The following is a 13,544-nucleotide window of genomic DNA, read 5'->3' on the forward strand; positions in this document are numbered from 1 at the left end:
GCAAGGACTTACCGCTCGACGATCTCCAGGTCGAACTCGTCCACCCCCGCCACTTCGCCATGCACCCGGTCGCCAGGCTTCAGGGCTCCGACCCCGCCCGGCGTCCCCGTGAAGATCAAGTCCCCCGGCGCCAGCGTTACCAGGCGAGAGAGGTGGCTGATGATGTCGGCGATCGGCCAGATCATTTCGTTCAGCGAACCATCCTGGCGCACTTCGCCGTTGACCGTCATGCGGATGCAGGCGTCCTCGGACGGGTGGCCGAAGCTGCTGACCGGACGCAGCGGGGAGCAGGGCGCGGAGGCGTCGAAGCCTTTCGCCATGTCCCAGGGCCTGCCGTGCTCCTTGGCGACGGCCTGCAAGTCGCGCCGGGTCAGGTCGATGCCGACGCCATAGCCCCAGACCTTGCCGAGTGCCTCGTCGGCGGGAATGTCGGCGCCGCCGGCGCGCAGGGCCACCACCAGTTCGATCTCGTGGTGCAGGTCTTCCGTCGCCGGCGGGTAGGCGAGCGTGCCCTCGGCCGGCACCACGGCGTCGGCCGGTTTGGTGAAGAAGAAGGGCGGCTCGCGGCTCGGATCGCTGCCCATCTCGCGGGCATGGGTGGCGTAGTTGCGGCCGACGCAGAAGACGCGGCGGATCGGGAAACGGGCGCTGCTGCCGTAAATGGCGAGCGAAGGCGTGGCGGGCGGCGTGATGGCGTAGTCGGGCATGGGATCTCGCGTGGACGGTGGAGCCTTCATTCTACCGGCGCCTGCGCACTCCTCGCGCGCCGTACCACGCCCGGGTTCAGAACCCGATCCGGCTCCGTCCCGGCAGCCCGCGCAGGCGCACGTCCTCGAGCATGATGTGCCCGCGCCCACCCGCGACCGCATAGCCCAGGCTGTCGAGCAGGGTCTTGCGCAGGTCGCGCGGCGAGACCGGCGCCAGTTTATCGAGCACGGCGTCGCCCAGCAGCGCGTCGAAACCGGTCAGGTTCAGTTCCTCCAGCAGCGAAGCATACATGCGCTGGGCGATGCCGGCCGCCTGGTCTGGCGTGGGCGCCGGCACCTCGTAGACGGCCATGCGATTGAGCAGGGGAGCGGGAATGCCTTCGACCGAATTCGCCGTCAGCACCCAGAAGATCTGGCTGGCGTCGACTTCGACGTCGATGAACTCGTCGCGGAAGGCGCGTGCCGTTTCCGGTTCCAGCAGTTGATAGAGGGCGGCGAGCGGGTCGGACTGGGAGGAACCGGTCGCCTTTTCGACTTCGTCGAGGACGACGACCGGGTTGGCATACTGACCACGCACGAGGCGCTCGGCCACCTTGCCGCACTTGGCGCCGCGCCAGCTGGCCGAGCTGCCGGTGATGACGAAGCCGGCCGACAGCGCGTTCATGCTGATCAGTTCGCAGTCGGTACCCATCGCCCGCGCCAGGCGCTTGGCGAAGTGGGTCTTGCCGACACCGGGCCCGCCCAGCAGCAGGATCGGCATGACATTGAAACCCTTGTTGCCGGCATGGGCCAGGCGCAGGTAGCGCGCCAGGTCATCCAGTACTTCATCGAAGTTCGGGCATTCCTCGAACAGGGGAGACAGGGCGTCGATCGAGGAAGGCGTGGTCACGAAGCGCTCGGGGCCGGTATCGAGCATGCGCTCGTAGAAGGCGTCGAGTTCGGGGGAGCGGCCGCGGCTGCGGTCGAGGGCGTCCTGCACGTCGAGCAGGTCGTAGACGGCGCGGGTCCGGGCGAGGGTGAGAGGGGTGGCGAAACTCACTTTATTTCTCCTGTGCACGCATCACATCCCGACTGCCGGCCGTCGCCGAACTGTCGGGCGATGGAGAAATCCTAACCCTTTCCGCATGAATCCGCAATTTCCCAACCGTGCCCTGCGCGCCTGCTGATCTTGCTGTCGGAAAAGTCCTAAGCCTGTAAATATTTTCCTAACGTCAACGATACAACACCTCATCCCAGATGAGGTTGCACTTTCAGTGTTAATCCTAAGTGCTTAATTTTCCGAGAGATTTTCTATTCATACTGCTTGAGCGAAGTTGTCTAAGTCCTTAATTTCATTGGAAAAATGCGAATTTTTCCTGTTGGAATTCGCTTGACCAGTAACAACGCTTCCTCTAAAGTGGGAAACAGTGTGAAAAAGTGCAGTTTTGTGGGAGAAGTTCAGGTCTCCCGGCGCGCAAACAACTAAACTGATAACTCTCCAAAGCTAGGTAAAACGTGTTTCAAGGCGCGTCAGCGATCAATCTCGATGCGAAAGGCCGGATGTCCATTCCGGCAAAGCATCGTGACGCCCTCGCGCTGCAATGCGAAGGACGGCTTACCTTGACCCGCCACCCCCACGGCTGCCTGTTGTTTTTCCCGCGTCCCGTGTGGGAAACCCACCGCGACCAGATCGCCGCCTGGCCGATGTCCGCCCGTGCGTGGCAACGCATTTTCCTCGGTAACGCCTGCGATGTCGAGATGGACAGCGCCGGCCGTGTCCTGATTTCTCCCGAACTGCGCGCCGCCGTCGGCCTGGAAAAGGAAGTGATGATGCTCGGCATGGGCACCCACTTCGAGATCTGGGACGCCGCCAAGCTGGCCGCCGACGAAGCCGCGGCCGTGGCCGGCGGCATGCCTGATGTCCTTTCCAACTTCTCTTTCTGAGGCACCGATGATTCCTGCGCATTCGGTGCCCGAATTCCAGCATCGCACGGTGCTGCTCGACGAAGCGGTCGACGCCCTCGACCTGGCCGGCCCACGTGCCGACGGTATCTATATAGATGGCACTTTCGGCCGTGGCGGCCACAGCCGCCTGATCCTGTCGCGCCTGGGCGAGAAGGGCCGCCTGTTTGCTTTCGACAAGGACCTGCAGGCGATCGCCACCGCCGAGACCATCGACGACCCACGCTTCACGATCATCCATGACAGTTTCGCCACCATGGGCGCGGCGCTGGCCGAACGCGGCATCGCCCGCGTCGACGGCATCCTGCTCGACCTGGGCATCTCGTCGCCGCAGGTGGACGATGCCGCGCGCGGATTCAGCTTCCGCAACGACGGCCCGCTCGACATGCGCATGGATACGACCCGCGGACTCTCGGCCGCCGAATGGATTGCCACGGCGCCCGAACAACAACTGGAAAAGGTAATACGCGATTATGGGGAAGAACGGTTTGCTTTTCAGATTGCAAAGGCGATTGTTGCTCGCCGGGCAGTCGAACCAATTTCAAGCACACGACAGCTTGCCGCAATCGTGGCAGACGCGGTCAAGACTCGGGAAAAGGGCAAGGATCCGGCCACCCGTACCTTTCAGGCTATCCGGATTTTCATCAATCAGGAGCTTGAGGACCTCGAGGCAGGATTGACCGCTGCCTACGCCATGCTCGCGCCCGGTGCGCGCATGTCCGTCATCAGCTTCCATTCGCTCGAAGACCGCATGGTCAAGCAGTTCCTGGCCAGCAAAGCCAAGGTCGCCCAGCCGGACCGCCGCCTGCCGATCCGCGCCGTCGATCTGCCGCAGCCGCTGATGAAGCTCATCGCCAAGATCAAGCCGTCCGATGAAGAGGTCGGCGCGAATCCGCGCGCCCGCTCGGCGGTGCTGCGCGTGGCCGAGCGCCTGGAGGACACGGCACGATGAGCAACAAGCTCAATATCTTCCTCGCAGCCGGCCTGATCGCCTGCGGCCTGACCCTGGTCAACGCGCGCTACCAGGCGCGCCACCTGTTCATCGAGCTCGAGCGCCTGCAGCAGCACGCGCGCCAGCTCGACATCGACTGGGCCCAGCTGCAGCTGGACCAGTCCACCCTCGGCAAGAGCGAGCGCATCGAGCAGATCGCGCGTACTGAACTGAACATGACGCCCCTGACGCCTGCGCGCACCCAATACCTGACCGAGGACGCCAAATGAAGCGCGACAAGCCGTTCAACGCCAATCGCGTCGCCGCTTCGAAGGGCATGGCTTTCTCGAAGAGCCCCGTGCTGGCCGTGCGTTTGCCGGACTGGCGTTCGCGCGTGATGCTGTTCGTGCTCTTCGCCGGCTTCATGACGCTGGCCGGCGCCGCCGTCTACCGCCAGGTCATCAACGACGAATTCCTGCAAAAGCAGGGCAAGAACCGCTACGAGCGCACGCTCGAGATGCCGGCCACGCGCGGCAAGATCATGGACCGCAACGGCCAGGTGCTGGCTTCGTCCCTGCCGGTCAAGGCCGTCTGGGCCGTGCCGGAAGACGTGCTGGCCTCGCCGCCGGAGAAGATCGCCGAACTGGCGCGCCTGCTCGGGATGCCGGAAGCGGAACTGCGCAAGAAGCTCGACTCGAACCGCACCTACGTCTACCTGAAGCGCCAGGTCGAGATGGAGGTCATCGCGAAGATCGAGAAGCTGAAGATCAAAGGCCTCGACACGAACAAGGAATACAAGCGCTTTTACCCGCAGGGCGAAGTCATGACCCACATGGTCGGCTTCACCAACGTCGAAGACGTCGGCCAGGAAGGCATGGAGCTGGCGCAGCAGAAAAGCCTGGTCGGCGTGCCCGGCAGCCGCCGCGTGATCAAGGACCGCTTCGACCGCGTCGTCGAAGACCTGGGCATCCTGCGCGAGCCGCACGACGGCAAGAACCTGACCCTGTCGGTCGACAGCAAACTCCAGTACATCGCCTTCACCAGCATCAAGAACGCGGTCGAGAAATTCAACGCCAAGGCCGGCGCCGCCGTGGTGCTGGACGTGCACACGGGCGAGGTACTGGCACTGGCGAACTACCCGACCTATAACCCGAACGACCGCACCAAGCTCACCGGCGAGCAGCTGCGCAACCGCGTCATCACCGATACCTACGAGCCGGGTTCCATCATCAAGCCGATGACCGTGGCCCTCGCCCTGGAGACGAAACGCGTCACCCCGAACACCGTGTTCGACACGGGAGCGGGGCGCATCGTCGTCGGCGGCCACGCCATCCGCGACTCGCACCCGAAGCCCATGCTGACCACCAGCGGCATCATCCAGAAGTCGTCGAACGTCGGCGTCGTGAAGATCTCGCAGATGATCCCGCCGCAGGAAATGTGGGAGCTCTACACCAAACTCGGCTTCGGCCAGGCACCGCGCTTCGGCTTCCCGGGCCCGGCCGCCGGCCGCGTGCGTCCATGGAAATCCTGGCGCCCGGTCGAATACGCGAACATGGCTTTCGGCCACGGCCTGTCGGTGTCGCTGCTGCAGATGGCACGCTCGTACATGATCTTCGCGCGCAACGGCGACATGATCCCGCTGTCCTTCGTCAAGCTCAGCGAAGAGCCGGTCGGCCAGCAGATCATCTCCCCGAAAACGGCGGCCCAGGTGCGCACCATGCTCGAATCCGTCGTCAGCCCGGAAGGCACGGCTTCGCGCGCCCAGGTGGCCGGCTACCGCGTCGGCGGCAAGACCGGTACCGCGCAAAAGATCGTCAACGGCCGCTATTCGCAAACCAGCTATGTCGGCTCTTTCGTCGGCATCGCGCCGATGTCGAAACCGCGCTTCGTCATCGCCGTCATGGTCGACGACCCAAAGGGTGCCGTGCACACCGGCGGCGGCGTGGCCGCGCCAACCTTCGCCGACCTCGCAGCCAGTGCGCTGCGGGCCGATAACATACCGCCGGATTCGTCGGTCACCGACATCATCATTCCGGAAGAACCACTCGAGGAGAGCCTGGATGGCGCTTAGCCCGCACCAGATTCGCCAGTCAGACCTGGCCCGCTGGGTAGTTGCCGCCGCACCAGGCGGCAAACTCGTTTCCGACTCGCGCCAATTGCAGCCGGGCGACGTCTTCTTCGCCTATCCGGGCGACGCCGGCGACGGCCGCCGCTACATCGCCGCCGCCGTCGCCGCCGGCGCTGCCGCCGTGGTCTACGACGACCGCGACTTCACCGGGATGAATCCATCGATGTGCCGCACCTGGCCGTGCCCGACCTGAAGCGCCAGGCCGGCCCGATCGCGCACGCGTTTCTCAGCATGCCGGACGTCGACATGTTCACCGTCGGCGTGACCGGCACCAATGGTAAAACCTCCTGCGCCGTCTGGCTCGGCCAGGCGATTGCCAGCCTGGGCGAGACCGCCGCCGTGATCGGCACGCTGGGCGTGGGCATGTACAAGGGCGCTGCCGCACCGACCTTCATCGAAACCGGCTACACGACGCCCGACGCCGTGCTGCTGGCCAGCCGCCTGGCCACCGTGCGCGAAGCCGGCGCCCGTTCGCTGGCCATCGAAGTCTCGTCGATCGGCCTGGACGGGGCCGTACCAACGGCATGCACTTCGACGTGGCCATCTTCACGAACCTGACGCGCGACCACCTCGACTACCACGGCGACATGGCCAGCTACGAAGCGGCCAAGCGCAAGCTGTTCGAGTGGCCGGAACTGCAAACGGGCGTCATCAACCTCGACGACGCGGCCGGCCGGCGCCTGGTCGCGCACCTGCGCGCCACCCGCCCCGAGCTGGCCATTACCGGCTACACGCTGCAGGACGAAGCGGCGCAGCCGGCCATCGAGGGTGTGACCATCCTCCGTGCGGCGAACAAGCGCAGCCGTCCTACCGGCGCCGAATTCGTGCTGGAAACGAGCCAGGGCAGCCTGCCGGTCAGGACGCAACTCGTCGGCCACTTCAACATCAGCAATGCGCTGGCCGTGCTGGGCGCCCTGCTGGCCAAGGGCGTCGAACTCAAGCGCGCCGTCGCGGCCATCGAAGCGCTGGTGCCGGCCCCGGGCCGCATGCAGCAGGTCGGCGGCCAGGATGCGCCGCTGGTCGTGATCGACTATGCCCATACGCCGGACGCGCTGGAAAAGACCCTTGGCGCGCTGCGCCAGGTCGCGACCGAACGCGCTGGCCAGTTGTGGTGCGTGTTCGGCTGCGGCGGCGACCGCGATCCGGGCAAGCGCCCGCAGATGGGCGCGATTGCCCAGCTGGCCGACCAGGCCATCGTCACCAGCGACAACCCGCGCAGCGAAGACCCGGCTGCCATCATCGAGCAGATCGTGGCCGGCATGGACGGGCAGGCCGCTTCGCGTCGCCAGGCGATCGAGGACCGCGCCGCCGCCATCCTGTACGCCGTCAAGCATGCTGGTAAACAGGACGTGATCCTGCTGGCCGGTAAAGGCCATGAGCCCTACCAGGAGATCAAGGGCAGGAAGATGCCGTTCTCCGATGCCGAACACGCCACGCTGGCCCTGAGCGCACGGCTCACCATGATGAGGACGCATTGATGCGCGGTTCGCTCGCACAACTGGCAAGCGCGATCGACGGCGCCGTCCTGCAGGGCGACGCTGCTTTCGAGAGCGTCTCGACCGACAGCCGCACCGCCAATGCCGGCGTGCTCTTCGTCGCCTTGCGCGGCGAGCGTTTCGATGCCCACGACTTCCTGCCGCAGGTGGCCGCGAATGGCGCCGCCGCGGTGGTGGCCGAGCGTTTGCCGGAGGGCTGGACCCTGCCGGCACTGGTCGTCCCCGACACGCTGGTGGCCCTGGGGCGCATCGCCAACAGCTGGCGCCGTCAGTATGCGATTCCCGTGATCGGCGTCACCGGCAGCAACGGCAAGACCACGGTCAAGGAAATGATCGCCTCGATCCTGGCCGCCGCGGTCGGCATCGATGCGCGCCTGGCCACGCAAGGTAACCTGAACAACGAAATCGGCGTGCCGCTCACGCTGATGCGCCTGGAATCCTCACACCGCGCGGCGGTGGTGGAACTGGGCATGAATCATCCCGGCGAGATCGCGCGCCTGGCGGCGATTGCCGAGCCAACCGTCGGCCTGGTGAACAATGCCCAGCGCGAGCACCAGGAATTCATGCACACGGTGGAAGCCGTCGCGCTGGAAAACGGTTCGGTGTTCGCGGCACTGCCGGCAAGCGGCGTGGCCGTCTATCCGGGCGACGACACCTACACCCCGCTGTGGCAAGGCCTGGCCAAATGCCGTAGCCTGACCTTCGGCTTGCTTGATGCCTGCGACGTGCGCGCTACCTTCAGCAGCACCGGTTTCGGCAACGCGCTGCAGGTGACGACCCCTGAAGGCGGCTTCGCATTGAACCTGGCCGCCGCCGGCGAACACAATGTGCGCAATGCGCTGGCGGCGATCGCCTGCACGCTGGCGGCCGGCATCGAACAAAGCGTGATCGTGCGCGGGCTGGAGGCCTTCGCCCCGGTGGGCGGGCGCCTGCAGCGCAAGCAGGCCGTCAACGGCGCGCTCGTCATCGACGACACCTACAACGCCAATCCGGATTCGATGCGCGCCGCGATCGATGTGCTGGCCGCCTACCCGGCGCCGCGCTTCCTGGTCATCGGCGACATGGGGGAAGTCGGCACGCAGGGCCGCGAATTTACCGAGGAAATCGGCGCCTATGCGCAAAGCCGCGGCATCGAAACGGTGCTGGCGACGGGTGAACTCTCCACCCACCTGGTGGCGCACGGCGCAACACACTTCGAGCAGTTTGACGAATTATTGGCAGCACTGGACAAGCAACTGGGCGGCAATTCGGACGCAACTGTGTTGGTGAAGGGCTCGCGTTTCATGAAAATGGAACGCGTCGTCCATCACCTGACTGGATCAACAGCTACTCCCAAGGACGCTCACTAAATGCTGCTCTGGCTTGCACAATACCTCCAGGACTATATCGGTCCGATGCGGGTCTTTAACTTCATCACCTTCCGCGCGGTCTTCGCCACGATCACCGCGATCGCGATCGGCCTGTTCACCGGCCCGGCCGTGATCCGCAAGCTGACCGAGATGAAAGTCGGACAGGCGGTCCGCACCCAGGGTCCGCAGACCCACCTGAAGAAACACGGCACCCCGACCATGGGCGGCGTGCTGATCCTGATCGCCATCGCGGTCTCGACCCTGCTGTGGTGCGACCTGTCGAACCGCCTGATCTGGCCGGTGCTGATCGTGACCCTCGGCTTCGGCGCCGTCGGCTGGGTGGACGACTACCGCAAGGTGGTCTACCAAGACCCGGAAGGCATGCGTTCGGGTGAAAAATACTTCTGGATGTCGCTGGTCGGCATCACCGCCTCGCTGTATCTCGCGTTCTCGGTGTCGGCATCGACCCCCTGGGGCGTCGCCCAGCTGTTCTGGACCTGGGTGCAGTCCGGCTTCTCGCTCGACCTGCCGCCGAAAGCCGACCTGATCGTCCCCTTCTTCAAGACCATCAGCTATCCGCTGGGCGTGTGGGGCTTCATCGCGCTGACCTATTGCGTGATCGTCGGCTCCTCGAACGCGGTGAACTTCACCGACGGCCTCGATGGCCTGGCCATCATGCCGACCGTGATGGTGGGCGGCGCCCTCGGCCTGTTCGCCTACCTGACCGGTAACGTGACCTATTCGAAATACCTGTTCATCCCGCACATCGCGGGTGCCGGCGAACTGCTGATCTTCTGCGGTGCGATGGCGGGCGCGGGCCTGGCCTTCCTCTGGTATAACGCGCACCCGGCGCAGATGTTCATGGGCGACGTCGGCGCGCTGGCCCTCGGCGGCGCGCTCGGCACCATCGCCGTGATCGTGCGCCAGGAGATCGTGCTGTTCATCATGGGCGGCGTGTTCGTCGCCGAGACGCTGTCGGTGATCATCCAGGTGTCCTGGTTCAAGTACACCAAGAAGCGCTACGGCACCGGCCGCCGCGTGTTCCTGATGGCGCCGCTGCACCACCATTTCGAACAAAAGGGCTGGAAAGAGACCAAGGTCGTGGTTCGCTTCTGGATCATCACGATGGTCCTGGTCCTGGTCGGCCTGTCCACGTTGAAACTGCGCTGAAACCGCCTTAACTGAAACTGCAATCGATGAACTACGAAGGCAAACTCGCACTGGTACTGGGGCTCGGCGAATCCGGGCTCGCGATGGCGCATTGGCTGGGCCAGTGCGGCGCGCGCGTGCGCGTGGCCGATACGCGTACCGAGCCACAGCGCCTGCCGGCGCTGTATGCGGCCGTGCCGAATGCCGAATTCGTCGGCGGCGCCTTCACGGCGAGCCTGCTGGACGGCGCCGATTTCGTTGCCGTGAGCCCGGGCCTGGCACCGAACCGCGAGCTGGCCGGGATCGTCCCGGCGGCGGCTGAACGCCTTATCCCCGTCTGGGGCGAGATCGAACTGTTCGCCCAGGCGCTCGCTGCGCTGAAGGCGGAGCGTGGCTATGCGCCGAAAGTCATCGCCATTACCGGCACCAACGGCAAGACGACGGTGACGAGCCTGACCGGTCTGCTGTGCCGCCGCGCCGGCCTGGATACCCGCGTGGCCGGCAACATCAGCCCGGCGGCACTCGACGTGCTGCGCGAAGTGCTGGCGGCCGACACGCTGCCGCAGGCCTGGGTGCTGGAACTGTCCAGCTTCCAGCTGCACACCACGGTCAGCCTGAATCCGGACGCGGCCACCGTCCTGAACCTGACCCAGGACCACCTCGACTGGCATGGCGACATGGCCGCCTACGCGGCGGACAAAGCGCGCATTTTTGGTGCCGACACCGTGCGCGTCCTGAACCGCAATGACGCGCTCGTCATGCAGATGGCCGCCGCGGGTGCCGCGCACACGACTTTCGGCATCGACGAGCCGGACGCGCCGCACGCGATGGGCATCGTCAACGAACGCGGCGTGCTGTGGCTGGCCACCGCCGTGCCGGGCGAAGCGAGCGAGAAGAAGTTAAAAAAGGGGAAGTCGCCGAACCCGTCGAGTTCACGGTGAACCGCCTGATGCCCGCCGACGCCCTGAAAATCCGCGGCCTGCACAATGCCTCGAACGCGCTGGCCGCGCTGGCCCTGTGCCGCGCCGCCGGCCTGCCGCTCGCGCCGCTGCTGCACGGCCTGCGCGAATACGGCGGCGAGCCGCATCGCGTCGAGCTGGTCGCCAGCATCGAGGGCGTCGACTTCTACGACGACAGCAAGGGCACGAACGTGGGCGCCACCGTTGCCGCGTTGGAGGGCCTGGGCAAGGCCTTCACCGGCGAGCAGCAGATCCTGCTGGTGGCCGGTGGCGACGGCAAGGGCCAGGACTTCGCGCCGCTGGCCGGTCCCGTCTCGCGCCATGCCGGGGCCGTGCTCCTGATCGGCAAGGATGCGCCGGCGATCCGGCTGGCTCTCGAGCCGACCGGGGTGCCGTGCTTCGACTTCGAATCGCTGCCGCAGGCGGTGCGCCGCGCCGCCGGCCTGGCCCGTGGTGGCGACTGCGTGCTGCTGTCGCCGGCCTGCGCCAGCCTCGACATGTTCACCAACTACGCGCACCGCGCCCAGGTCTTCGTCGACACCGTGCGCGAACTGGCCCTCGACAAGGGAATGGAGATCTGATGGCCTTCCAGATTCCCTTCAAGTTCTCGGGTTCGAGCAGCGATGCGGCGATCGCCGAGCGCGCGCGCCCGTCGAAAATGATGGACTACGACCAGCCGCTGGTGTGGGTCGTGCTGCTGCTGATGCTGTTCGGGATGGTGATGGTGTATTCGGCCTCGATCGCGCTGCCGGACTCCCCGAAGTTCGCCTATGTGCAGGGCCGCCACGAGTACTTCCTGTACCGCCAGGCCGGCTTCATCGCGGTGTCGATGCTGGCCGCCTACATCACCTTCCGCGTGCCGGTCGTGTTCTGGCAGCGCATGGCGCCGCTGATGTTCGTCGGCACCCTGGTGCTGTTGATGCTGGTCCTGATTCCTAACGTGGGCGTCTCGGTCAATGGCGCGCGCCGCTGGCTGTCGCTGAAGGTGTTCAACCTGCAGCCCTCCGAGATCATGAAGGTGGCCGTGGTGCTGTACGCGGCCGACTTCACGGTGCGCAAGCAGCAATACATGCACAAGCTGACCAAGGGCTTCCTGCCGATGGCGGTGGCAATCGGTTTCGTCGGCCTCCTGCTGCTGCTCGAGCCCGACCTGGGCGCCTTCGGCGTCATCGTCTGCATCGCCATGGGCATCCTGTTCCTGGGCGGCTTCAACATGATCTGGTTCGGCGGCATCGCCTCGGTCCTGGTCGCGCTGTTCGTCTCGATCATCGCGCTTTCGCCGTTCCGGCGCGAGCGCATCTTCGCCTACCTCGATCCCTGGACCGGCGAGAACGCGCTCGGCAAGGGCTACCAGCTGCTGCACTCGCTGATCGCCTTCGGCCGCGGCGAAATCACCGGCGTTGGCCTCGGCAACAGCGTGGAAAAGCTGCACTACCTGCCGGAGCCGCACACCGACTTCATCATGGCGGTCATCGGCGAGGAACTCGGCCTGATCGGCGTGCTCGTCGTCATCGCCCTGTTCTACTGGCTGATCAAGCGCGCCTTCGACATCGGCCGCCAGGCGATCGCCCTCGAGCAGATCTTCGCCGGCCTGGCCGCGAAGGGCTTCGGCATCTGGCTCGGCGCCCAGACCTTCATCAACATGGGCGTGAACCTGGGCCTGCTGCCGACCAAGGGCCTGACCTTGCCCCTGATGAGCTATGGCGGTTCGGGCGTGATGCTCAACTGCGTGGGCCTGGCGATCCTGCTGCGCATCGATTACGAAAACCGTGTGCTGATGCGGGGAGGGCGCCTGTGAGCAAGCCCGTGAAAAAGCTGATGATCATGGCAGCCGGCACCGGCGGCCACATCTTCCCTGGCGTCGCGATCGCCCAGACCATGCGCGAGCGCGGCTGGGAAGTGAGCTGGCTGGGCACCGCGCACGGCATGGAACGCGAGTTCGTGCCCAGGCACGGCATCCCGATGGACTCCATCGATTTCGCCGGCCTGCGCGGCAAGGGCCTGAAGCACACCGTGACGGGCGCCTTCAAGATGGCGGCCAGCTTCACGGCCTGCCTGCGTTTCATCAAGCAGAGGAAACCCGACGTCGTACTCGGCATGGGCGGCTATGTCACGGTGCCGGGCGGGATGATGGCGCGCCTGCGCGGCATTCCGCTGGCCCTGGTGAATGCCGATGCCGCGCTGCTGTTGTCGAACAAGACGCTGGCACCGATGGCCGACCGTGTGCTGTTCGGTTTCCCGGCCGATTTCGGCAAGGCGGCCGGCAAAGCGGTCGTCACCGGCAACCCGGTGCGCCAGGCGATCCTCGACCTGCCGGCGCCCGCCGAACGCTTCGCCGGGCGCACGGGTCCCTTGCGCGTGCTGGTCGTCGGCGGCAGCCTGGGCGCGAAGGTGCTGAACGACAGCGTGCCGGCGGCACTGGCGCTGATCGACGCGAACGTGAGGCCCATCGTGACCCACCAGTCGGGCAAGAAGAACATCGATGCACTGCGTGCGGCGTATGCGCAAGCGGGCGTGTCCGCCAACGTGGTCGACTTCATCGACGACATGGCCGGCGCCTATGCCCAGGCCGACCTGGTGATCTGCCGCGCCGGTGCGATCACGGTGTCGGAACTGACCGCCGCGGGCGTGGCCAGCGTGCTGGTGCCGTTCGTCGCCAGCACCACGGACCACCAGCGCGACAACGCGATCTGGATGGCGCAGCAGGGCGCGGCCGTGCACCTGGCCCGGGGAGACCTGTCGGCACAACACGTGGCGCAGCTGCTGCAGAACACGAGCCGCGCCGACTGCCTGGCGATGGCGCAGGCGGCGCAAGCGGTCGGCCGGCGCGATGCCAACGCGGCGATTGCCGGCGTCCTTGAGCAACTGGCGAATAACAAATAAG

At 65.8% G+C, this 13,544-nt stretch carries 10 protein-coding genes and 2 pseudogenes; 10 read left to right on the plus strand and 2 right to left on the minus strand.

The features are described 5' to 3' along the window. Window positions 1-8: 8 nt before the first annotated feature. Together G4G31_RS08930 and G4G31_RS08935 are read right to left on the minus strand one after the other, a co-directional pair. Window positions 9-707 (minus strand): fumarylacetoacetate hydrolase family protein, encoded by a 699-nt coding sequence (locus tag G4G31_RS08930; RefSeq protein ID WP_182991124.1) that lies wholly within the window; start codon window positions 705-707, stop codon window positions 9-11. Between the two features lie 76 nt (window positions 708-783). Next, the gene (locus tag G4G31_RS08935; RefSeq protein ID WP_182991125.1) at window positions 784-1,746 is read right to left on the minus strand and encodes an AAA family ATPase; all 963 of its coding nucleotides are present in this window, start codon (window positions 1,744-1,746) and stop codon (window positions 784-786) included. A 455-nt stretch (window positions 1,747-2,201) separates the two neighbouring features. Here G4G31_RS08935 and mraZ point away from each other — a divergent pair, with 455 nt between their 5' ends. The 10 genes and pseudogenes from mraZ to murG all read left to right on the plus strand — a co-directional run bounded on the left by mraZ (window position 2,202) and on the right by murG (window position 13,543). Next, window positions 2,202-2,630 (plus strand): division/cell wall cluster transcriptional repressor MraZ, encoded by a 429-nt coding sequence (gene mraZ / locus G4G31_RS08940; protein WP_182991126.1) that lies wholly within the window; start codon window positions 2,202-2,204, stop codon window positions 2,628-2,630. A 7-nt stretch (window positions 2,631-2,637) separates the two neighbouring features. Beyond that, on the plus strand, window positions 2,638-3,600 hold the full coding sequence (gene rsmH / locus G4G31_RS08945) for a 16S rRNA (cytosine(1402)-N(4))-methyltransferase RsmH (RefSeq protein WP_182991724.1): 963 nt from the start codon (window positions 2,638-2,640) through the stop codon (window positions 3,598-3,600). Next, entirely contained in the window at window positions 3,597-3,869 is a 273-nt protein-coding gene (gene ftsL, locus G4G31_RS08950; RefSeq protein ID WP_182991127.1) for a cell division protein FtsL, read from the plus strand. Before rsmH ends, ftsL begins: the two co-directional genes overlap by 4 nt. Continuing rightward, on the plus strand, window positions 3,866-5,650 hold the full coding sequence (locus tag G4G31_RS08955; protein ID WP_182991128.1) for a penicillin-binding protein 2: 1,785 nt from the start codon (window positions 3,866-3,868) through the stop codon (window positions 5,648-5,650). Before ftsL ends, G4G31_RS08955 begins: the two co-directional genes overlap by 4 nt. Then, window positions 5,640-7,185 (plus strand): annotated as a pseudogene (locus G4G31_RS08960) (UDP-N-acetylmuramoyl-L-alanyl-D-glutamate--2,6-diaminopimelate ligase). Before G4G31_RS08955 ends, G4G31_RS08960 begins: the two are co-directional and overlap by 11 nt. Further along, window positions 7,185-8,552: a UDP-N-acetylmuramoyl-tripeptide--D-alanyl-D-alanine ligase gene (gene murF, locus G4G31_RS08965; RefSeq protein WP_182991129.1), complete on the plus strand. Its 1,368-nt coding sequence runs from the start codon at window positions 7,185-7,187 to the stop codon at window positions 8,550-8,552. Before G4G31_RS08960 ends, murF begins: the two are co-directional and overlap by 1 nt. Then, on the plus strand, window positions 8,553-9,722 hold the full coding sequence (gene mraY / locus G4G31_RS08970) for a phospho-N-acetylmuramoyl-pentapeptide-transferase (protein WP_182991130.1): 1,170 nt from the start codon (window positions 8,553-8,555) through the stop codon (window positions 9,720-9,722). A 26-nt stretch (window positions 9,723-9,748) separates the two neighbouring features. Further along, window positions 9,749-11,241 (plus strand): annotated as a pseudogene (murD, locus tag G4G31_RS08975) (UDP-N-acetylmuramoyl-L-alanine--D-glutamate ligase). After that, a complete protein-coding gene (ftsW, locus tag G4G31_RS08980) occupies window positions 11,241-12,458 on the plus strand; it encodes a putative lipid II flippase FtsW (protein ID WP_182991131.1) in 1,218 nt (405 codons plus the stop codon). The pseudogene murD and the gene ftsW overlap by 1 nt, the downstream one beginning before the upstream one ends. 20 nt (window positions 12,459-12,478) lie before the next feature. Beyond that, window positions 12,479-13,543, plus strand: a complete 1,065-nt coding sequence (gene murG, locus G4G31_RS08985; protein ID WP_182991725.1) for an undecaprenyldiphospho-muramoylpentapeptide beta-N-acetylglucosaminyltransferase — start codon at window positions 12,479-12,481, stop codon at window positions 13,541-13,543. The last annotated feature ends 1 nt before the right edge of the window (window position 13,544 follow it).

The organism is Massilia sp. Se16.2.3 (assembly GCF_014171595.1).
Taxonomy (GTDB): domain Bacteria; phylum Pseudomonadota; class Gammaproteobacteria; order Burkholderiales; family Burkholderiaceae_D; genus Telluria.